Raw genomic sequence first — 19,582 nt, 5'->3', positions numbered from 1 at the left:
CAGTGCGGGCATGCCCTCCACCCACGCCCGCAGCCCTCACCCGCACGTCCCCGGCCGCCCCCGCCGCCCCTCGCCGCTCGGCGGCCGCAGGCCCACCCGGGACGATCTCGCCCGGTTCGCGTCCGACGACCCGGATGCGATCGACGACGTGCTGCCGCTGGAGGACACACGCCTGCGACTGCTGATCGTGGGCGTCAACCCGGGGCTGTGGACCGCCGCGGTCAACGCCCCCTTCGCCCGCCCCGGCAACCGCTTCTGGCCGTCCCTCCACCGCGCCGGACTCACCGACCACGTCGTGGACGCGGCGGCGGGCCTCACGGCCGAGGACGAGGCGCAGCTGCTGGACCGCGGCATCGGCCTCACCAATCTGGTGGGGAGGGCGACGGTCCGCGCGGACGAGCTCACCGCGGACGAGCTGCGCGCGGCCGGGGTCAGGCTCACCGAACGCGTCCGTGCGATGCGCCCGGCGGGTGCGGCCATCGCCGGGATCACGGCGTTCCGCACGGCCTACGGACTGCGGAAGGCCGTCCTCGGGCGGCAGGATCCGGAGACCGTGCCGGGCTGGCCGGCCGACGTGGCGCTGTGGGTGGTGCCGCAGCCCAGCGGCCTCAACGCGCACGAGAACATCGACACCCTCGCCGCGAAGTGGCGGGAGGTATGGGATTCCCTCGGCACCTGACCCGGGGACCGGTTCCCGGCCGGGAGCGAAGGATCCGCCGCCCATGCGCCGGCGTTCAGAACCCGGCGTTCAGAACCCGAGGCCCCCAGAACCCGGTGCTCAGAACTCGAGGATGAGCCTGCCCCGGACTCCGCCTGCCTCCAGCCGGCGGTGTGCCACCGCCGCGGCCTCCTTGGGGAGCACATCAGCCACGCGCGGACGCACCCGGCCGGCCTCCGCGAGCCTCCGCAGCTCCTCGAGCAGATCCCGCCTGCGCGCGTACTTGCCCACGACGATCGACCAGAACCGCACTCCGCGGGCACGGTCGCCCTTGTCTCCCCGGATCGTGACGACGGTGGCGCCGTCCGCCGCCGCAGGCACGATCTCGTCCAGCTGCACCGCGCCGTCGATGACCCCGTCCGCTCCCGCGGGCACCAGGGCGCGCACCGCCTCGGCGAAGCCCGCCCCGCGCCGCACCACGTGGTCTGCTCCCAGCGAGCGGACGAGCTCCTCGTCCGCCTCCGCCGCGTCCGCGATGACGGTGTGGCCGTCCACCTTCGCCAGCTCCACCGCGTGGCCGCCGAAGGCACCCGCCGCGCCGGTCACCGCGATCGTGCTGCCGGCGGGCAGATCGAGCGTGTCCAGGGCGAGCCGGGCGGTGAGCCCGTTCATGGGAAGCGCGGCAGCCTCGGGGAAGGAGGCCCCGGCGGGGATCCGCACCACGGACTCCGCCGGCACCGCGACCTTCTCCGCATAGGCGCCGTGGGCGCCGCCGGGCACCACGATCGCCATCACCGCATCGCCGGGCGCGAGGTCCGTGTCCGTCTCCGGCCCCACGGCCTCGACCGTGCCCGCGGCGTCCATCCCCGGCACGAAGGGAGGCTGATCGCCCTGCGCCCTCGCACCGCCCGCCCTGCGGACGGTGTCCGTGGGATTCACCGCCGCCGCCCGGACCCGGAGGAGGATCTCCCCCGGTCCGGGAACCGGTTCGGGGAGGTCGAGGACCTCCAGCACGTCGGGGTCGCCGTTCCGTATGTATCCGATCGCCTTCATGTGGGGCGGAACACACCGGGGAGATGCCGTATTCCCCGGCACCGGGGGCGGGCGGCCTCCCGCACCTCCGGACGTCCGCGCCCCCGGCGTGGCTACAGTGGGCCCATGACCGGCACCTCTCCGTCCAGCACCGCACTGATCTTCGAGGGCGGCGGCATGCGCGCCGCCTACACCAGCGCCTTCGCCGTCACCCTGCTCGAGGCCGGCATCGAATTCCCCTGGGTGGGCGGCATCAGCGCGGGAGCCACGAACACCGCCAACTTCGTCTCCCGTGACGCCCGGCGGGCCCGCCGCTGCTTCGTGGACTTCGCGGCGGACGCGCAGTTCGGCGATGTGCGCACCTGGATGCGCGGACAGGGGCTGTTCAACGCCGAGTACATCTATCAGCGGACGAGCGGACCGGACCAGGCCCTCCCGTTCGACTGGGAGGCCTTCCGCACGAACCCCGCGGACGTGCGCATCCTCGCCTTCGACGCGGAGTCCGGCGAGGAGGCCGTCTGGGGCCGGGAGGACCTCACGACGATCGACGACCTCATGGTCCGCGTGCGCGCCTCCTCCACCATGCCCGTCCTCATGCCTCCGGTGACGATGGGAGGCCGCACCTACGTGGACGGCGCACTGGGCCGCGACGGCGGGATCGCGCTCACGCAGGCGCAGGCGGACGGGTACGAGAGGTTCGTCGTGGTGCTCACGCAGGAGCGCGGCTACCGGAAGGAGCCACAGCGCTTCCCCGCCTACTTCCGTGCCCACTTCCGGAGGCACCCCGCCGTCGCCGAGGCCCTGCTCACCCGCTGGCAGCGCTACAACGCGACCCTGGAGCGGGTCTTCGAACTCGAGCACGCCGGTCGCGCCCACGTCTTCGCTCCGGAGCGCATGCCGCTGACGAACGGCACGCGCAGCCTCTCCCGGCTGGCGGCGGCCCACCGCGCCGGGCTCAGCCAGTCCCGCCGCGAGCTGCCGGCGCTGCGGGAGTTCCTGGGGCTGAGTTGAAGCGGGGGTTCGACCGGCCGCGCCGGTGCGCTCAGCGCCCAGGCCGCCCGGTGCCGGTGACGTCGTCGACGGTGGAGAGCGGCCCGCCCACCCGGTACTGCGCACCACGGTGGTGGGCGGGCAGCCGGTCACCTCTGCCGAAGAGCTTGTGCCGCAGGGTTCCCGCCGCGTACTCCTCCGGATACGCGCCGCGCGCCTGCAGCTCCGGCACCACCAGGTCCACGACGTCCTCGAAGGTGCCCGGCGTGGTGGCGTAGGCGAGATTGAAGCCGTCGACGTCCGTCTCCTCCACGATCTCCTGCAGCGTGTCCGCCACTTCTCCGGGATCGCCCACGAAGACCTGGCCCTGCCCGCCGATCCCTCCCAGCCTGACGATGTCGCGCACCGTCCAGGTCTCGCCACGGTCGTTCTCCCCCTGGAAGGCCTCGAGCGCGGACTGGATCGCATTGGACTCCACGTTGCCCAGCGGCTCGTCCAGGTCGTAGCGGGAGAGGTCGATGCCCAGCCAGCCGGAGAAGAACACCTGTGCGCCCTCCACCGTGGCGTAGGACAGGAGGTCGGCGTACTTGGCACGGGCGCCGGCGGAGGTCTCGTCCGTGACGATCGAGGACAGCAGGTAGATCTTCGCGTCGTAGGGGTCCCGGCCCGCCTGAGCCAGTGCGGCACGGATCCGGGCGACGGTGCTCTTCGCGGCCGCCTTGGTGGGTCCGCCGATGAAGATCGCCTCCGCGTTCTCCGCCGCGAACCGCACGCCCCGCGGTGAGGCACCCGCCTGGAACACCACCGGCGTGCGCTGCGGAGAGGGTTCGGAGAGGTGGATGCCGGGCACGTCGAAGTAGGTGCCGTGGTGGCCGATGTGGTGGACCTTCTCCGGGACCGCGAAGACGCCGGCCTCCGCGTCGCGCACCACCGCGTCGTCCTCCCAGGAGCCCTCGAGCAGCTTGTAGACGACCTCCAGGTACTCGTCCGCGTGGTCGTAGCGCGCGTCGTGGGCCAGCTGATCCTTCTGACCCAGGTTCCGCGCCGCCGAGGGCAGGTATCCGGTCACCACGTTCCACCCCACCCGTCCCTTCGTGAGGTGGTCGAGGGTGGAGAGGCGACGTGCGAAGGGCACGGGATGCTCGAACGCGGTGCCGGCGGTGATCCCGAACCCCACGTTCTCCGTGACCCCGGCACCGATCACCGCGAGCTGCAGCGGGTCGTTCACCGGCACCTGCGCCCCCTGCCGGATCGCGGCGAGGTCGTTCCCGCCGAACACGTCATAGGTCCCCAGCACGTCCGCGATGAAGACGGAGTCGAAGACGCCGCGCTCGGCGATCCGCGCGATGTTCTGCCAGTAGTCCATGTCCTTGTACTTCCAGGCCTCGTCGCCCGGCCTGCGCCAGAGCCCCGGGGACTGGTGGGCCACGCAGTTCATCTCGAACGCGTTGAACCTGATCTGCCTGCTCACGCCGTCTCCTCTCGCAGCCGCGCCGGATCCTGCGTGCGCAGGGGCGCGTGACCCGTCGAGGCTAGGGGCGCGTGCACCTGCTCGAGGAGAGCACCGTCACACCGCGCCGCACGGCGTCATCCGGCGTCACCGCCGCCGGCTCACGCACCTCCCGCGGCCCCGCCGCCCGCGCCCTCACGCGGCAGGCACAGCTTCCGGGCGAAGACGATGGCGAAGAAAGTGGTCGCCGGCATCGTCACCACCAGGCCGAAGATCCCCGCGAGCAGCTGGACGACGGTGTTCGCGACGGTCTCGGACTGGAGCAGCGCCCAGATGGGCATGTCGTAGGAGCGGGCCACCACGAAGGCCGCGAGGCTCCCGCCCACCACGGAGAAGCTCACGGTGTAGATCGCCGAGGCCGCGTGGTCGCGGCCCACCTCCATCGCCCGTCCCATGAGCGAGCGCTCGCCCGCGCCGCGGCGGGAGAACCTGCTGCCTCGCGCCCGCCGGGCGCGGCCTCGGGGACGGAGCCCGGCAACGGCGCCGTCGGCCGCCGCGGCCTGCCCTGCGGCGCCGCCTTCGTGCGCATGACCGTGCGCGTGGCCTCCTCCGCTCTCCACGTCCATGAGCGAGAAGACCGTCGAGGCCTGCGCCACCGTGATGTCGTTGAGGATGCCGATGAGGGCGATGAGGAGGGCGCCCAGCGCCAGCACCCGCACGTCGATGTCGTAGGCCGCGAACACCGCCGCCGAGGTCGTCTCGTCGAGGCCGGTCAGCCGCAGCACCGTGGACATCACCCAGCCCGCCAGCAGCGCGGACCCCACTCCGCACACCGTGCCCACCCAGGCCGCGAGCGTCTTGGCGCTGAAGCCGTGGGTGAAGTGCAGGACGACAGTGAGGACGAGCACGGAGGTGAGGCCGGCATAGGCGAGCGGGTTCCCGCCCAGGTGGATGCCGGTGACGAGGAACATCCAGATGAAGAGGGCGGAGACCACGAGGGAGGCGAAGGCCCGCAGGCCCTTGCCGCCTACGCTGAGGGCGACGAGGACGAGGACGACGGCGGCGATGACGAGCATCCCCGTGCCCCGCTCCACGGAGTGGAAGGAGTAGATGGTCGCCTCGCCGTCCGCCGTCGTGGAGACGGAGACCACCACCGCGTCCCCGTCGCCCAGGTCCGCGGAGGCTCCGTCCTTGGTGATGCCGATCTGGTGCGCGGACCCGTCCTCCAGATGGGCCACCGCCTGTCCGCAGAAGGAGTCCGAGTCCACCCACTGGGCGCAGTCGCCCAGCTCCACGTCCGTGAGCTCCGCGCGCTCGTAGGCCACGGTGGTGCCGTTGGGCAGCCCCGTGGGCTGCTGGCTCGGCCACAGTGCGATGACGACGGGCAGTGCGAAGACGAGCACGCACAGGGCGACGAGCAGGGAGACGTACTGTTCGCGGGTGGGCCGCAGACGGGTGCGCATGGACAGGATTCTTCCCTGCTTCGGCCCTCAGCGCGAAGCGGGCGCGCCACCTCCCTCCGCCGCCTCGTCACGGGCGGCCTCCGCGGGGGCCGCGGCGGGGTCGTCCTCCGGGGCGTCCCGGCCCGCAGGAGCGTCCTGGGCACCCGGAGAGCCGTGGTCTCCCGGAGCGTCCTCGTCGCCGAGGCCGTCCGCACCATCCGATCCATCCGCACCGTCCGCCTCGGACGGGTCCTCCTCCGCGTCCGCGACCGGCAGCTGGTGTGTGGAGAGCGTGAACGGCCCGTCGTGCGTGTCCACGGCCTGCATCACCGAGTCCTCGAGCAGCTTCGAGGCGAGCCGGCCCTGCAGCACCAGCGGATCCGTCCGCAGGTCCCGCCACAGCGCCACGCACAGCAGCAGCATCACCAGCACGAACGGCAGCGCGGAGACGATCGTGATGTTCTTCAGGCCGTTGAGCGCCTCCGCCGGGTCCTCACCGCCGGCCAGCAGCATGACGGCGGCGACGGCGCCCGTGGCGACTCCCCAGAAGATCACGGACCGCCGGGTGGGCTCCTCGGCGCCGTTCTCCGCGAGCGAGCCCATGACGATGGATGCGGAGTCCGCCCCCGTGACGAAGAAGATCGCGATGAGGAGGACCGTGACGACCATGAGCACGATCGCGACGGGGCCCGGGACGGGGAGGGCATCGAGCAGTTCGAAGAGGATGAGGTCGAAGTTGATGTCCGGCGCGCCGTCGACCATCGAGGCGAGCGCCTCGACGTTCCCCTCACCCCGTTCCGCCCGCTCCTGGATGCCGATGGCACCCCCGCCGAAGATCGCGAACCAGAGGAGGGAGATGGCCGAGGGGACGAACAGCACGCCCGCGACGAACTGGCGGATGGTCCGGCCGCGGGAGATGCGGGCGATGAACAGGCCCACGAACGGGGACCAGGAGACCCACCAGGCCCAGTAGAAGATGGTCCAGGTCGACAGCCACGTCGCCACGGACTCGTCGCCCAGCGCCGTGGTGCGGGATGCCATCTGCGGCAGCGCCTCCACGAATGCGCCCACCGAGGACGGGATGACGTTGAGGATGAAGAGGGTGGGTCCGCCGATGAACACGATGAGCGCCAGCACCACCGCCAGGACCATGTTGATGTTCGACAGCCACTGGATGCCGCGCTCGATCCCGGAGACCGCGGAGGCGACGAACGCCGCGGTCAGCACCGCGATGATGATCACGAGCACGGGAGACGAGACGGACGACATGATGCCGGCGGACTGGATGCCGCCGCCGATCTGGATGGCCCCCAGTCCCAGGGAGCAGGCGGACCCGAACAGCGTCGCGAGGATCGCGAGGATGTTGATGACCCGCCCGCCGGTGCCGTTGACGACCCTCTCGCCGAAGATCGGGGTGAACATCGAGGAGAAGAGCTGCGAGCGGCCCAGCCGGAACGAGCCGTAGGCCACGCCCAGGCCCACGATGGCGTACATGGCCCAGGGGAAGAGCGTCCAGTGGAAGAGCGTCTGGCCCATCGCCGTCCCCATCGCCTCCGCCGTGGAGCCCTCGACGGTCGACGGCGGCGGGGACATGTAGAAGAAGAGGGGTTCGCCCACCCCGTAGAACACCAGGCCGATCCCCATCCCCGTGGCGAACATCATCGCGATCCACGAGGAGGTCCGGTACTGGGGCCGCTCATCGTCCTTGCCCAGCGGGATCCTGCCGAACCTGCTCATCGCCACCACGATCACGAAGACCGTGAAGACCGCCGAGGCCACGACGAAGAGCCAGCCGAACCGGTTCATGGTCCCGTCGAGCAGCGTCTGCGCGACCTCGCCGAGGTTGCTCGGGGAGGCGAAGCCCCAGACCACGAACGCGACCGCCAGCACCCCGGCGGTGCCGAACACGGCCTTGTCCAGCCCTATGCGCCTCCTCCCCCGCTTCTTGTGCGTGGACTGCTGCAGCTGTTCGATCAGATCCTCTGCGGAATCCGGCTGTGCGCTCATGTCTCCTCCTGCTCTTCCGTCGGTGCGCCTGGTGTCACTGCCTCACGCAGGCACGGACAGGGACCACATCACTCCGAACCGGTCGAAGACCTGGCCGTACCAGTCGCCCCAGGGGGCACGGTCGAACGGCAGGTTCACCTCACCTCCCCCGGCGACGAAGGCCTCGATGATCGCCCGGGCGCGCTCCGGCGAGTCCGCCGTGTAGAGCAGCGAGTACGCAGTGCCCCGCACGGGGTACTCCTCGTCCTGGCCCATGGCGTCGCCACCGGCGATCTGCCCGGCCGGGGTGGTGAGCACGGCGTGCGCGACGGCCTGGGGGTCCGGGGTGAACGGCATGCCCTCCATCGGCGGGCCGTCGCCGTAGCGGAGCATGTCGAGCTCGCCGCCCAGCACCTCCCGCCAGTGCACGAAGGCGTCCCCTGCGGTTCCGGGCAGGGCGATGTACGGGGCGAGGGTCTCAGACATGGCGTGTCCTTCCGTGGAGCCGGATTCCGGCAGGCCCCTCCGGCGGGGCCCGCGATGGAGCCTTCCTGCCGCGCAGGCCGCGCGACTGCACCAATGATGCGCCGCTCGCCTGAGCTGTGGTCCAGCTCACCGGCGATTCACCGGTATGACTCAGAAACGGACAGCGCTCTGTGCAACAGGGCTCTACACTGCACAGATGCTGCACCAGCACCCGGAGCCGCGGCCCGGCGAGTCCGCGCCCTTCCACTTCGAGTCCCGCTGGCTCCTGGACGCTCCGGCGCAAGCAATCTGGGACGCCTTCGCGGATCCCGCCGCCTGGCCCCGCTGGTGGCCGGGCATGGAGCGGACTGTCGCGCCGGCCTCGGGCACAGGCGACGGCAGCGGCGCCCGCGTGGATCTCACGGTGCGCAGCCCGCTCCTCCCGGGACCGCCCGCCGGAGCTCTGCGCCTCTCGCTCCGGATCGTCGAGGCCGCACCTCCCCGGCGGGCACGCGTCGCCGTCCGCGGGGACCTCCGCGGACACGGTCTGTGGCTCGCGCACGAGGCCGGAGGGATCACTCGCGTCGACATCGTCTGGTGCGTCGTCACCGCACGGCCCCTGCTCCGGCTGCTGCGACCGCTCTCCGGACTCTCGCACCGCACGGTGATGCGGGGAGGCGCACGCGGCCTCGCGCGGGAGCTGAGCACCCGCACGCGGAGGTGAGGCAGGTGTGGACGCGCGGGGCGCGGCAGGCGTGGCCCCCGCAGGGTGCGTGGGGACTCCACAGCACACCTGAGAACCTCCCGGGGAACCCTTGACCTCGCGCTCTCACGGTCGTAATGTACAACCACATGGTTGCACAAGAGGCGGAGCACCCGATGCTCACGGACGACGAGGTCAACCGGATCTTCCGGGCACTGGCCGATGCGACCCGCCGCGACATCGTGCGCCGCACGCTCGCGGCACCGGCGAACGTCTCCGCGCTCGCCGGTGACTACGAGATGTCCTTCGCAGCCGTACAGAAGCACGTGAGGGTCCTGGAGGAGGCAGGACTCGTGAGGAAGACCCGGAACGGCAGGGAGAGGGTGGTGAGCGGAAGCCCGGAGACCCTCTCGCTCGTGCAGCGCATGCTCGACGAGTACGCGCGCATCTGGCGAGGGAGGATCAGCAGGCTCGACTCGCTGTTCGAGGAGGAGGGGACCACCGTCGACGAGGACGAGACCCCATCCGACCGCCAGGGGCGCCCCACCCGCCCGCAGGGCTTCCCGCGCTGAGCACACGGCTCCGCCCATTCCCGGGCGGCGCATCCGAGAACGGACCCGGAGCCTCCGGGAGAAGGGGCAGGACCATGCCCATCACGCAGATCGACACCCGCACCGAGGACCTCACGCTCACGATCGTCGCGGAGTTCCCCGTGCCGCTGGCCCAGCTGTGGGACGCCTACGCGGATCCCCGGAAGATCGAGCGGTTCTGGGGGCCACCGGAGTATCCGGCGACTTTCACCCGCCACGACATGGTGGCGGGCGGACGCTCCCACTACTACATGACGGGACCCGACGGCGACACGCCCGGCGGCTACTGGGAGTTCGTCGCCGTGGACGCACCGCACTCGTTCGAGGTCCGCGACGGCTTCGCCGATGCCGAGGGCAATCCCAACACCGAACTGCCCTCCATGCGGATGGTCTTCTCCTTCGAGGAGACCGCGGACGGTTCGCGCCTGACCACCACCACCCATTTCAACTCCGAGGAGGAGCTCTCGCAGCTCCTGGAGATGGGCATGCTCGAGGGCACCAAGGCCGCCATGGGCCAGATCGACACGGTGCTCGCGGATCTCGAGTCGTTCGCCGCAGGACGCGCGACGGAGGCCCAGCTGCTCAGCGACACCAGGGTGCGGGTGTCCCGTGTGATCCGCGGGGACGTGGAGCAGGTCTGGCGCGCCCACCACGAGGCGGCGCTGCTCCAGCGCTGGCAGCTGGGCCCGGACGGCTGGACCATGCCGGTGTGCGAGCCGCCCGCCGAGGTCGGCGGCACGTACCGCTTCGAGTGGGAGTCGGATGACGGGGAGAACCGGTTCGGCTTCACCGGTGAGGTGCTGGAGTCCCAGCCGCCGCACCGCGAGGTCACCACCGAGCGCATGGTGGGCGGGGATCAGGTGGCCAACGGAGTCAATGACGAGCAGTGGACCTCGGTCGTCAACGAGATGACGCTGACGCCGGTCTCCGGCGGCACCCTCCTCTCGCTGCTCATCACCTACCCCAGCCAGGAGGTGCGGGACGCGATCCTCGCCACCGGGATGACGAACGGCATGGAGGACAGCTACGCCCGGCTGGAGCGGGAGGTGCTGAGTCCGGCCTGAACCCGGCCCTCACCCACGCGGCCTCCGGAGGCGTTGTGCGCTTCCGGAGGCCGCGTGCCGAGCGACAGGGTCCCGACGCGGTGCGGTCCGAGACCCTGCGCGGCCGAGACCCTGCGCAGCCCAGACTCAGTCAACCGGGACCCAGCGCGGCCGGAGCTCAGTCGAGGCAGAACTCGTTGCCCTCGGGATCGGCCATGACGATGAAGCCCGCCTCCAGCGGCGGAGCGGGGTCCACCCGTTCGAGCCTGGCGGCGCCCGCGGCGACGAGGCGCGCGCATTCGGCCTCGAGGGCCGCCATCCGCTCCTCGCCCACGAGCCCCGGTGCCGCGCGCACGTCGAGATGCACGCGGTTCTTCACCGACTTGCCCTCCGGAACGCGCTGGAAGAACAGGCGGGGCCCGAGGCCCGCCGGATCCTCGGCTGCGGCTCTCGCGTTCCACTGTCCGGACGGCACTCCGGCGCCCGCGAGGAAGACCTCCCAGGCACGGAAGGGATCCCCCTGCTTCGCGGCCTCTTCCTCCCCTCCCGGAGGCGCTGTCTGCTCACCGAACGGCAGCGGCACGGCGTATCCGAGCGCCTCGCACCAGAAGAGCGCGAGGGCGCGGGGATCGCGAGCGTCGACGGTGATCTGGACGGTGCGCGCGGCTGTGCCGGTCATGGCCTCTCCCCTGCATGTGCATCGACTGCATGGCTGTGGACGTAGAGGTCGCGGAGAAGACAGATCTCCGCGAGGTGGTGGATGAACTCGCGGTTGATGTGCAGGACGAGGGCGGACATGGGCAGATGGCCGAACTGCCCCTCCGCCTCCCCGCACGGCTGCGCGAGGTCCTCCTCCGTGAGGGCGGAGACGCCCGCGATCCAGGCCGCGTACTCCGCGTCCAGCTGCGCCAGCGCCTGCGCGGCGGTCTCCGCGTACTCGTAGGTGAAGTAGTCCCGCGGCTCACCGCCGAAGTGCGCGGCCGTGCGCGCGCCCAGCACGCCCACGAGCACATGGCCCAGCCGCCAGGCGATGGTCGTGAACGGGGCGGGCTGCGGCTCGGGGAAGGCGAAGTCGATCGTCATCGCCCCGGAGCCGCCCTGCAGCGGCGCCGTCCCGGTCCCCCGCGGGCGCACGGTCCAGCAGTCCGGCACGGGCTCCCAGAAGAGCTCCTCGTCCGTGAGCCCCTCCAGGCGTGCACGCAGCTGGTTGCGCCAGTGCCAGTCGAGCTGGTCCACGAGCTGCGCGGCCCAACCGCCCGCAGGCCGTCCTCCGTCCCCGTTCTCCGCCGCCTGGCCGGGCCCTCCCGCTGCACCGAGCACGTCGTCTCTCTCCGGCATACCGGACTCCTCTCTCCGCCGGCGGTTCCGCACCACCGGTCGCGGACGTCCCGCGTCCCTCCAGTCTTCCCCCTGCTGCGGACAGATCCGGTCCGCAGAGTATGGGAGGCTGAGCGGAAGGGCTCATCCGCCGCCGGTGGGGCACTCGTGAGGTGCGTCCACCGGGAGAAGAGCCTGCGAAAGGAGCACGCATGAGCACGGAGGACACCGCCGCACGGGTGCTGCGCCTGCTCTCGCTCCTCCAGCAGCGGCACTCCTGGTTCGCCCAGGAGCTCGCGGCTGAACTCGGCGTCACCACCCGTTCCGTGCGCCGCGACGTCGCCCGCCTGCGCTCGCTGGGCTATCCGGTCGTCTCCGCCGCGGGCGCGAGCGGCGGCTACCGGCTGGGGCGGGGCGCCCGGATGCCGCCGCTCCTGCTGGACGACGACGAGGCGGTGGCCGCAGCACTGTCCCTCCGCCTCTCCTCCACCCACGCCGTCGCCGGCGCGGGCGAGGCCGCGCTGCGCGCGCTCGCCACACTCGACCAGGTCATGCCGCCGCGTCTCCGCGCAGAGGTGCGGGCGGTGCACGCGGCCACGGATCCCCTGCACCGACCGGTCGCAGAGGTGAGCCCGGACGTCCTCCTCACCCTCGCCCGTGCCTGCCGCGACGGCGAGCGCGTGCGCTTCTCCTATGTCTCCGGGACGGGGACGGAGAGCACGCGCACCGTCGAACCCGTCCACATGGTCACCACCGGACCGCGCTGGTACCTCATGGCGTGGGACCTCGACCGGGACGACTGGCGCACCTTCCGGCTGGACCGCGTGCGCGGCCTCGAGCCCACCGGGCAGCGTTTCCGCCGCAGGGAGCATCCGGATCCGGTCGAGTACGTCCGCAGCTCCGTCACCGAGGCGCCGTACAGTCGCACGGCCCGGGTGCGGGTCCGCACCTCGCCCGAGGAGCTCGCCGCACGGGTGCCGCCGCAGGTGGGCAGTGTGGCGCCGGACGCGGAGAGGGGCTGGAGCCTGCTCACGGTCTCCGGCGACTGCCTGGAGTGGATCGCCTGCCACCTCGCGATGCTCGGCTGGGAGATCGTCGTCCTGGAGCCGGCGGAGCTGCGCGAGGCCGCTCGCAGCATGGCGGCGCGGCTCGCGGCGCTGGCCGAGGGCACTGCGCACGGTGACGGTGCCGGCGCACGCGAGGGTGCGGAGGCATAGAGTGGGCCGGGCAGATCCGCCAGGAGGAGGCCCGCCGTGACCGCAGTCCACATCATCCACGACAATCCCGAATGGCTCCCGCCGTTCCGGGAGGCGTTCGCGGCCGAGGGGGTCCCGTTCGAGGAGTGGGAGCTGACGGGCGGCGCCCTCGACCTCGGCACGACACCGCCCGAGGGGGTCTTCTGGTCCCGGCTGTCGGCCTCCTCGCCGTCACGCGGACACGACCACGCCAAGGAGTACGGCCGCGCGGTGCTGCGCTGGCTGGAGGCGCACGGCCGGACCGTCGTGAACGGCTCGGCGGTCCTCGAACTGGAGGTCTCGAAGGCCGCCCAGCATCAGGCGCTCGCGCGCAGCGGCATCGCGGTGCCGCAGACGGCGGCGGTGTTCGGGCGAGCGGGCCTCGTGGAGCGCTCCGGCGAATTCGCCGCCCCGTTCGTGTACAAGCACAACCAGGGAGGCAAGGGGCTGAGCGTGCAGCGCTTCGACGACCACGCCTCCTTCGCCGCATGGGCGGCCTCGGAGGAGTTCGAGGAGCCGAACGACGGAATCTCACTGCTCCAGGAGTACGCGCGGCCGGCGGACGGGTTCATCACACGGGCGGAGTTCGTCGGCGGCCGGTTCCTCTACGCCGTGCGCGTGGACGTGTCCTCCGGCAGCTTCGAGCTGTGCCCGGCCGACGCCTGCGCGCTCCCCGGTCAGCGCCCGCTGTTCAGCCTGCGGGAGGATGCGGGAGAGCTGCCGGTCATCGCCCAGTACGAACGCTTCCTGGCGAGTGCCGGGATAGAGATCGCGGGCATCGAGTTCATCGAGACGGCGGACGGACGCGTGCTCACCTATGACGTGAACACGAACACCAACTACAACCCGGGCGTCGAGGCCGTGGCCCCCGTCTCCGGCCCGCGGGAGATCGCCAGATACACGGGGAACCTGCTGCGCACGGCGTATCCCGCAGACGTCACGGCTGACCGGGCATGAGAGGAGGGTGTGCACCCGCGGGTGCACACCCTCCTCTCCTCGCGCCCCGGGCCGGCCCGCTCAGCGCACCGGCTGCGTCCGCGGTTCCCGCTGCGCCTGCGGCCCGGTCCGACCACGGGCTCAGGCTCAGGCGAGGGTCACTCGATGGTGCCGGTCCCCTCGCCCTCGATCTTCTCGTCGTGGAGGAGCTCTCCCTCGGCGTCCACCGGGGTGATCGTCACCTCGAAGCTGATGCCGGAGCCGGGCTGGTAGTGGAAGTTCTCGCCGTAGCTGAAGTGCTCCCCGGTGCCGAAGGTGTAGACGGTCGGATCCGCCGTCTCGCCCACTCCGCTGGACTGCACGCCCATCTCCTCGGACAGCGCGCTGTCCGTGATGCCGCCCATGCCCTGCATGTACTCCCAGTCGTCGTACTCCGCCGTGACGCTCACGAGGCTGGAGCCCAGATCGATCGGATCGCCGTTGTTCGTGATGACGTAGTTGACGAAGACGAGGTCGTCACCCTCTGCGATGAGCGGCTCGTCCGTGTCCGGGTCCACCCAGTTGCCGTCCTTGGGCGCCGGGGCGGTGCCCATCTGGAAGACGTCGACGGTCACGTCGCCGGCCTCCACCGTCGCGATCTGGTCACCGCCCTCGGTGGGCTCCTTGGCCCAGCTGGGCACGCCGCCCTCAGCGGCGGGTGCGTCCTCCTCTGCAGCCGGTGCGGCCTCGGCGGCGTCCTCCTGCGCCTCCTCGGCCGGAGCCTCCTCCTGGGCCGGTGCGTCGTCCGCCTCCGCGTCGCCGCCGGAGCACCCGGCGAGGACGAGGGAGACGCCCAGAACAGCGGCGGTGGCGAGTGTGGGGCGCAGTGCGAGCTTCCTGCTCATGATGATTCCTCAACTGTCGTTGCCTCTACGGATACGAAACAGTCTAAAGTCGGAAACAGGTGTCCCTGCACTTTCCGTGTGGCAGGACGGCCACAGCGGATGCGGGCCTGTCACAGGAAGCCCTGCCGCAGCCGGGCCTTCGCGCCGGCCGTGCACGCCGTTCCGAGGGAACCGTCACGCGGTGCCTCCGTGGGATCCTGCCTCACGTGCGGCCGAGCACCTCGATGTCCTCGAGGAACTCCGCGACCACCTCCCTGCTCACCGTCGGCCTGATGGTCTGCAGCGCCGCGAGGTAGTCTCCGGTCGTGGGCCCGGGCTGCGCCTCCTCCCCGTGCTCCACCGCCCTCTCCAGCGCGCTCTGCGCCGCCCGGCGGGCCGCATGCTCGATGTCGGCCGGCGTGAGGCCGTCGCTGACGGCGACGAGTTCGGCGACCTCCACCTCCGCCTCCCGCGGGATGTACCGCTCCCAGATGGCCCTGCGCGCCGCGGCATCGGGCAGACCGATCGGCAGCACGTAGTCGAAGCGGCCGTGACGCAGCAGCGCGGAGTCGAGGGAGCGGATGAAGTTGGTCGCACAGATGAGGAGCCTGCCGGACTGCTCCCGGAGGTCGGGGATGATCTTGAGCAGCTCGTTCGTCACTCCCTGCAGGGGCGAGGGCGGATCGCCTCGCCGGTGGGAGGCGATCTCCTCCACCTCGTCGATGAACACCACGGCGCGCTCCAGCTCCGCGATGCGGGCGAACGTCTCGCGCAGCGCCGCGGCGATCCCGGCCGGGTCGCCTCCCAGGCGCGAGGGGAACACCTCGACGAACGGCCATCCCAGCCGTGAGGCGACCGCCTTGGCGAACGTCGTCTTCCCGGTGCCCGGCGGGCCGAACAGGATGGCCGAACGCGGCGGGACCACTCCATAGCGCTCCGCGAGCGCCGGCTGCGCCAGCGGCATGACGAGCCGCCGCTCGATGAGTGCCTTCTCCTGCTCCATGCCGCCCACCGCGTCCCAGTGGTCCGGCGGCAGGATCCGCCCGCCCAGCTCACGCAGCAGGGTGAGATCGCGCCCCTGGACGGGAATGCGCCGTTCGACGTAGCGCAGTTCGTGCTGGAGACCGAAGCCGTTGCCGAGGAAGAGGTCGAGGCCGTCCGGCACCTGGCTGTCGACGAGGGCGGACATCGTGCCGATGCCTGCGCCCGCCAGCCGGCGTTCGAGGGCCGTCAGCAGACGCCCTCCCAGCTCCTCCGTGCGGTGCTCCGGCACGATTCCGAGGAACACCACCCACCCCTGTTCGTGTGCGGCACGACCGACCGCGGCACCGATGAGCCGGTCCTCCCCCTCGACGGCCGCGACGACGACCTCATCGGTCTGGCAGGAGGCCAGCACCTCCGCCAGTCCGTAGACGGGCTCGACGCCCGCTGTGCGCGTCTCCTCCCACAGGTTCACCATCCTGCCGAGATCGTCCGTGCGGAAGTCCCGCAGTGTCACCGATGCCATGGATGCTCCCTGCTGTCCTCGTCCTCATCGTCGCACTCCGCGCCCGCACCACAGCCTTCCGCTCCTCGGATGAGCGGCACCGCATGCACCCCACCGCAGGAGCCGCGACGCAGGGGCTGCACCGGGACGCAAGGAGACGTGAATCACAGACGTGTGCTGAGGGTACGGTACAGCACGGAGGCGCCGGTGCTCAGTCCGGCGAGGCCTCGGCCCCGGAGAGGTCCACCGCCTCCAGCGGCACCTGACGGGACGCGCGGCCGGTGACCGCGCGGTGCACGCCCCAGACCGCCAGGAACACCGGCAGGCCGATGTAGGCGGAGACCACCTCGAGCACCTGGCCGTTGACGACCGCCTGCGTGTTCTGGCCGATGATGACGACCAGGAGCAGCACGATCGCGAGCAGAGGCCCCAGCGGGAACAGCGGGGCGACGTAGGGCAGCTCGCTCACGTTCCTTCCCTGCCGGATCCACGCGCGGCGGAATCTGAAGTGCGACCAGGCGATGCCCACCCACACGATGAAGCCGGAGAGGCCGGAGACGTTGATGAGCCAGGTGTAGGCCGCGCCGTCGCCCATCACCTCCGTGAGGAAGCCGAACAGCCCGATGGCCGCAGTGGCGAGCAGTGCCATCACCGGCACGCCCCGTTCGTTGAGCCGGGCGAAGAGCCGGGGCGCCACGCCTTCCTTCGCCATCGCGTAGAGCATGCGCGTGGAGGCGTAGAGGCCCGAGTTCCCTGCGGAGAGGATGGCGGTGAGGATGACGGCGTTCATCACCCCGGCGGCCAGCGCGATGCCGGCGCGCTCGAACACGAGGGTGAACGGCGAGGCGGTGATGTCCTCGCTGTTCGCCGCCGCCAGCAGCGAGGGGTCCGTGTACGGCAGCAGGAAGCCGATCACGGCGATGGCGCCGATGTAGAAGAGCATGATCCGCCAGAACACGGAGCGGATGGCCCGCGGCATGTCCCGCCGCGGGTTCGCGGACTCCCCTGCGGCCACGCCCACCAGTTCCGTGCCCTGGAAGGAGAAGCCCGCGATCATGAAGACGCTGACGACGGAGACCCAGCCGCCCACGAAGGGCCCGTCGCCGTGCGTCCAGTTGGAGAAGCCGGGTGAGGGACCGCCCAGCACGCCCAGGATCATGAGGACGCCCAGGACCAGGAAGACGAGGACTGTGACGACCTTGATGAGCGCGAGCCAGAACTCGCCTTCGCCGAAGGCCCGGGCGGAGAGCCAGTTGAGGCCGGTGAGCAGGGCGAGGAACACCGCGGCCCAGATCCAGGCCGGCACGTCCGGGAACCAGAAGGACATGATGACGCCGGCGGCCACGAGTTCCGCGGCGAGCGTGATCGCCCAGTTGAACCAGTAGTTCCAGCCCATCGCGAATCCGAAGGACGGGCTCACGTAGCGCGCGGCGTAGGTGTGGAACGAGCCGGCGACCGGCAGGTGCGTGGACAGCTCGCCCAGCGACTGCATGACGAAGAGGACCATCATGCCGACCACTGCGTAGGCGAGGAGCGCCCCGCCGGGGCCGGCCTGGGAGATGGTGCCTCCGGATCCCAGGAACAGACCGGTGCCGATGGCCCCGCCGATCGCGATCATGCTGAGGTGGCGCGAGGTGAGGCGACGGCGCAGACCCGCGCCCCCGCTCTCGCTGAAGGTCACCTCCGCCTCGGGCTGCCCCGGTGGCGCATCCTGTTCCGGTGGCTCGTCCTGGGCGGTGGCGGGGCTCTCGGGCACGTTCTTCACACCTCATGGTTCGGGGAGGGAACAGGAGGTCCTGCTCACCGTCGCCCTGCGCCGAGGGGACGACGGCAGGGCGGAACGAGCCTAGGACAGATTCCCGCGCGGTTCGACCCCGGGAGCAGGCGCGGTGCCGCCGGCGACCTCGGTTCCGAGGCCTCAGTGGTCTGTGACGGCGGCGGAGCCGGGCCGCGGCTAGGCCCCGGAGTGCTCGGTCCGGAACACGTGGACGAGCGCATTCGCGTGCCCGTGTCCCATGCCCATGTCCTTGAGGACCTCGACCTGCTCCATGTGCTTGAGCCCCGCGTGGGGACGGAGGACGTCGATCCATTCGTCGATCGGCCTGCCGTACTTCTCCTCGATGGAGGGGAAGTAGGACTTGGGGCCCTTCATCTGCTCGGCCACGCTGCTCTCCTTCGACGCCCGGCGTCCGCTCCTCCTCAGTATGCGCGGCAGGAGTGCACAGCGCCAGGCCCCTCGCCCCGGCCTCCGCTGCCTGAGGAGACAGCCGCGCGCGGCAGCGGCGGTCTGCGCCCGCGGCACAGGGCAGCGCCCGCTCCGAGTGGCGAGCGCCACAGTCCTCACCGATCGTTCACCCTCCCTTCCTCTTCGAGACCGGCGTTCTCGTAATTCGCGGACACCTCGGCGGCCTTCCATGGTGCCGTCACCTTCGATGACACCGCTGAACGAAAGGCCTCCGCCACCATGCGAACCCGTGCCGTGCTCACCGCCTGCGCACTGTCCTCCGCCGTCGCCGTCCTCGCCTCCGGATGCGCCTCCGCCTCCGGCGGCACCGCCTCGGACGACGACGTCATCCGCTTCGCCACCATGCCCGTGACCGACGATCCCTCCGTAGCCACCCCCGTCGAGGAGCTCAAGGCGCTCATCGAGGAGGAGTCCGGGATGACCGTCGAGATCACCGATGTGCCCAACTACTCCGCCGTCATCGAGGCCGTCCGCGCCGGCCACGAGGACATCGGCCTCATGAGCGGCTTCCCCTCCGCGCTGGCCGTCAGCACGGGCGAGGTCGATTCGCTCGTCGCCTGGCCCGGCACCGAGGAGCCGGTGTCCAGCTGCATCGTCCTCGACGACTCGCCGCTCACGAGCCTCGAGGACATCACGCCCGAGACCACCGTCGCGTTCGCCGATCCCGCCTCGAGCTCGGGCTACTTCATGCCCACCCACATGCTCGACCAGGTGGGCCTGCGTGCGGACGAAGGCGATTTCGAGGAGCTGTTCTCCGGCGGTCACGACCGCAGCTTCGTCGCACTCCGGGAGGGCCAGGCCGATGTCGCGTGCACCTCGACGATCTTCACCGCCATGGCCGGACAGGACGACCCCATGTTCCCGTTCGAGGAGGGTGAGACCCGCTCGATCGGCGAGAGCATCTCCATGCCGGTCTCCGTCTCCGTCCTCGGCAGCCAGCACATGAGCGAGGAGAAGCGCGCAGCGCTCCTCGACGCGCTTCCGCGGGTGTACTCGGACGCCAACCGCGAGACGCTCGGCGTCTACATGGAGGCGATCCCGGAGGGCGTCGAGCCCATGGTCGAACCCGCGGACGACGTCTTCACCCCCTTCGTCGACATCGCCTCCGTCGCGGACGTCGACATCTCGGACCTGGACTGAG

Annotated in this window: 19 protein-coding genes; 8 read left to right on the top strand and 11 right to left on the bottom strand. The window is 71.2% G+C overall.

The genetic code is table 11. The features are described from left to right. The first annotated feature begins 10 nt into the window (after positions 1–10). Positions 11–679 (top strand): mismatch-specific DNA-glycosylase, encoded by a 669-nt coding sequence (locus tag ABD240_RS01120; protein WP_344334489.1) that lies wholly within the window; start codon positions 11–13, stop codon positions 677–679. A gap of 99 nt (positions 680–778) precedes the next feature. Here ABD240_RS01120 and ABD240_RS01115 read toward each other — a convergent pair whose 3' ends face one another. Further along, positions 779–1,711, bottom strand: coding sequence for a quinone oxidoreductase family protein (locus ABD240_RS01115; protein ID WP_344334488.1), 933 nt, complete (start codon positions 1,709–1,711; stop codon positions 779–781). 105 nt (positions 1,712–1,816) lie between these two features. Between ABD240_RS01115 and ABD240_RS01110 the strand changes: the two genes are divergently transcribed. Continuing rightward, entirely contained in the window at positions 1,817–2,701 is an 885-nt protein-coding gene (locus ABD240_RS01110; protein WP_344334486.1) for a patatin-like phospholipase family protein, read from the top strand. A 31-nt stretch (positions 2,702–2,732) separates the two neighbouring features. Here ABD240_RS01110 and ABD240_RS01105 read toward each other — a convergent pair whose 3' ends face one another. The 4 genes from ABD240_RS01105 to ABD240_RS01090 all read right to left on the bottom strand — a co-directional run bounded on the left by ABD240_RS01105 (position 2,733) and on the right by ABD240_RS01090 (position 8,044). Continuing rightward, on the bottom strand, positions 2,733–4,151 hold the full coding sequence (locus ABD240_RS01105; RefSeq protein WP_344334485.1) for an LLM class flavin-dependent oxidoreductase: 1,419 nt from the start codon (positions 4,149–4,151) through the stop codon (positions 2,733–2,735). A 140-nt stretch (positions 4,152–4,291) separates the two neighbouring features. Then, entirely contained in the window at positions 4,292–5,593 is a 1,302-nt protein-coding gene (locus tag ABD240_RS01100; protein ID WP_291793890.1) for a YibE/F family protein, read from the bottom strand. A 27-nt stretch (positions 5,594–5,620) separates the two neighbouring features. After that, on the bottom strand, positions 5,621–7,579 hold the full coding sequence (locus tag ABD240_RS01095) for a BCCT family transporter (RefSeq protein ID WP_344334483.1): 1,959 nt from the start codon (positions 7,577–7,579) through the stop codon (positions 5,621–5,623). A 42-nt stretch (positions 7,580–7,621) separates the two neighbouring features. Next, positions 7,622–8,044, bottom strand: coding sequence for a glyoxalase/bleomycin resistance/extradiol dioxygenase family protein (locus ABD240_RS01090; protein ID WP_291793885.1), 423 nt, complete (start codon positions 8,042–8,044; stop codon positions 7,622–7,624). Between the two features lie 196 nt (positions 8,045–8,240). Between ABD240_RS01090 and ABD240_RS01085 the strand changes: the two genes are divergently transcribed. The 3 genes from ABD240_RS01085 to ABD240_RS01075 all read left to right on the top strand — a co-directional run bounded on the left by ABD240_RS01085 (position 8,241) and on the right by ABD240_RS01075 (position 10,380). Then, the gene (locus tag ABD240_RS01085) at positions 8,241–8,747 is read left to right on the top strand and encodes an SRPBCC family protein (RefSeq protein WP_344334482.1); all 507 of its coding nucleotides are present in this window, start codon (positions 8,241–8,243) and stop codon (positions 8,745–8,747) included. Between the two features lie 128 nt (positions 8,748–8,875). Further along, entirely contained in the window at positions 8,876–9,298 is a 423-nt protein-coding gene (locus tag ABD240_RS01080) for an ArsR/SmtB family transcription factor (RefSeq protein WP_291793878.1), read from the top strand. Between the two features lie 74 nt (positions 9,299–9,372). Beyond that, positions 9,373–10,380, top strand: coding sequence for an SRPBCC family protein (locus ABD240_RS01075; protein ID WP_344334480.1), 1,008 nt, complete (start codon positions 9,373–9,375; stop codon positions 10,378–10,380). Positions 10,381–10,537: 157 nt separating this feature from the next. Here the strand turns inward: ABD240_RS01075 and ABD240_RS01070 are convergent, their stop codons facing one another. Beyond that, positions 10,538–11,038, bottom strand: a complete 501-nt coding sequence (locus ABD240_RS01070) for a VOC family protein (protein WP_344334478.1) — start codon at positions 11,036–11,038, stop codon at positions 10,538–10,540. Next, positions 11,035–11,697 carry a DinB family protein gene (locus ABD240_RS01065; RefSeq protein WP_344334476.1) on the bottom strand — a complete coding sequence of 221 codons (663 nt, stop codon included), beginning with the start codon at positions 11,695–11,697 and terminating at the stop codon, positions 11,035–11,037. The genes ABD240_RS01070 and ABD240_RS01065 overlap by 4 nt, the downstream gene beginning before the upstream one ends. A gap of 191 nt (positions 11,698–11,888) precedes the next feature. On the opposite strand from ABD240_RS01065, the gene ABD240_RS01060 reads away from it, so the two are divergent. After that, on the top strand, positions 11,889–12,893 hold the full coding sequence (locus tag ABD240_RS01060) for a helix-turn-helix transcriptional regulator (protein ID WP_344334474.1): 1,005 nt from the start codon (positions 11,889–11,891) through the stop codon (positions 12,891–12,893). Between the two features lie 36 nt (positions 12,894–12,929). Next, complete coding sequence (locus tag ABD240_RS01055; RefSeq protein WP_291793865.1) at positions 12,930–13,868, top strand: ATP-grasp domain-containing protein; 939 nt, start codon at positions 12,930–12,932, stop codon at positions 13,866–13,868. Positions 13,869–14,005: 137 nt separating this feature from the next. On the opposite strand, the gene ABD240_RS01050 is transcribed toward ABD240_RS01055, so the two are convergent. The 4 genes from ABD240_RS01050 to ABD240_RS01035 all read right to left on the bottom strand — a co-directional run bounded on the left by ABD240_RS01050 (position 14,006) and on the right by ABD240_RS01035 (position 18,360). Next, on the bottom strand, positions 14,006–14,731 hold the full coding sequence (locus tag ABD240_RS01050; protein ID WP_291793862.1) for a hypothetical protein: 726 nt from the start codon (positions 14,729–14,731) through the stop codon (positions 14,006–14,008). A 202-nt stretch (positions 14,732–14,933) separates the two neighbouring features. Then, positions 14,934–16,217, bottom strand: a complete 1,284-nt coding sequence (locus ABD240_RS01045; RefSeq protein ID WP_291793859.1) for an ATP-binding protein — start codon at positions 16,215–16,217, stop codon at positions 14,934–14,936. Between the two features lie 190 nt (positions 16,218–16,407). After that, on the bottom strand, positions 16,408–17,877 hold the full coding sequence (locus tag ABD240_RS01040) for an amino acid permease (protein WP_291793910.1): 1,470 nt from the start codon (positions 17,875–17,877) through the stop codon (positions 16,408–16,410). A 273-nt stretch (positions 17,878–18,150) separates the two neighbouring features. After that, positions 18,151–18,360, bottom strand: coding sequence for a DUF4287 domain-containing protein (locus ABD240_RS01035; RefSeq protein ID WP_425546977.1), 210 nt, complete (start codon positions 18,358–18,360; stop codon positions 18,151–18,153). Between the two features lie 300 nt (positions 18,361–18,660). Between ABD240_RS01035 and phnD the strand changes: the two genes are divergently transcribed. Then, positions 18,661–19,581 carry a phosphate/phosphite/phosphonate ABC transporter substrate-binding protein gene (gene phnD, locus ABD240_RS01030; protein ID WP_344334472.1) on the top strand — a complete coding sequence of 307 codons (921 nt, stop codon included), beginning with the start codon at positions 18,661–18,663 and terminating at the stop codon, positions 19,579–19,581. Position 19,582: the final 1 nt, after the last annotated feature.

Origin of the sequence: Brevibacterium salitolerans, from assembly GCF_039531405.1 — a bacterium.
Taxonomy (GTDB): domain Bacteria; phylum Actinomycetota; class Actinomycetes; order Actinomycetales; family Brevibacteriaceae; genus Brevibacterium; species Brevibacterium salitolerans.
Note: the sequence above shows the minus strand (reverse complement) of the source record. Positions and strands in the feature narration are given on the sequence as shown.

Bases quoted from the DNA above. Each gene is read 5' to 3' on its own strand.
- ABD240_RS01115 (WP_344334488.1), bottom strand. From the start codon at position 1,711: ATGAAGGCGATCGGATACATACGGAACGGCGACCCCGACGTGCTGGAG.
- ABD240_RS01120 (WP_344334489.1), top strand. From the start codon at position 11: ATGCCCTCCACCCACGCCCGCAGCCCTCACCCGCACGTCCCCGGCCGC.
- phnD (WP_344334472.1), top strand. From the start codon at position 18,661: ATGCGAACCCGTGCCGTGCTCACCGCCTGCGCACTGTCCTCCGCCGTC.
- ABD240_RS01045 (WP_291793859.1), bottom strand. From the start codon at position 16,217: ATGGCATCGGTGACACTGCGGGACTTCCGCACGGACGATCTCGGCAGG.
- ABD240_RS01090 (WP_291793885.1), bottom strand. From the start codon at position 8,044: ATGTCTGAGACCCTCGCCCCGTACATCGCCCTGCCCGGAACCGCAGGG.
- ABD240_RS01065 (WP_344334476.1), bottom strand. From the start codon at position 11,697: ATGCCGGAGAGAGACGACGTGCTCGGTGCAGCGGGAGGGCCCGGCCAG.
- ABD240_RS01070 (WP_344334478.1), bottom strand. From the start codon at position 11,038: ATGACCGGCACAGCCGCGCGCACCGTCCAGATCACCGTCGACGCTCGC.
- ABD240_RS01075 (WP_344334480.1), top strand. From the start codon at position 9,373: ATGCCCATCACGCAGATCGACACCCGCACCGAGGACCTCACGCTCACG.
- ABD240_RS01050 (WP_291793862.1), bottom strand. From the start codon at position 14,731: ATGAGCAGGAAGCTCGCACTGCGCCCCACACTCGCCACCGCCGCTGTT.
- ABD240_RS01100 (WP_291793890.1), bottom strand. From the start codon at position 5,593: ATGCGCACCCGTCTGCGGCCCACCCGCGAACAGTACGTCTCCCTGCTC.
- ABD240_RS01080 (WP_291793878.1), top strand. From the start codon at position 8,876: ATGGTTGCACAAGAGGCGGAGCACCCGATGCTCACGGACGACGAGGTC.
- ABD240_RS01110 (WP_344334486.1), top strand. From the start codon at position 1,817: ATGACCGGCACCTCTCCGTCCAGCACCGCACTGATCTTCGAGGGCGGC.
- ABD240_RS01095 (WP_344334483.1), bottom strand. From the start codon at position 7,579: ATGAGCGCACAGCCGGATTCCGCAGAGGATCTGATCGAACAGCTGCAG.
- ABD240_RS01085 (WP_344334482.1), top strand. From the start codon at position 8,241: ATGCTGCACCAGCACCCGGAGCCGCGGCCCGGCGAGTCCGCGCCCTTC.
- ABD240_RS01060 (WP_344334474.1), top strand. From the start codon at position 11,889: ATGAGCACGGAGGACACCGCCGCACGGGTGCTGCGCCTGCTCTCGCTC.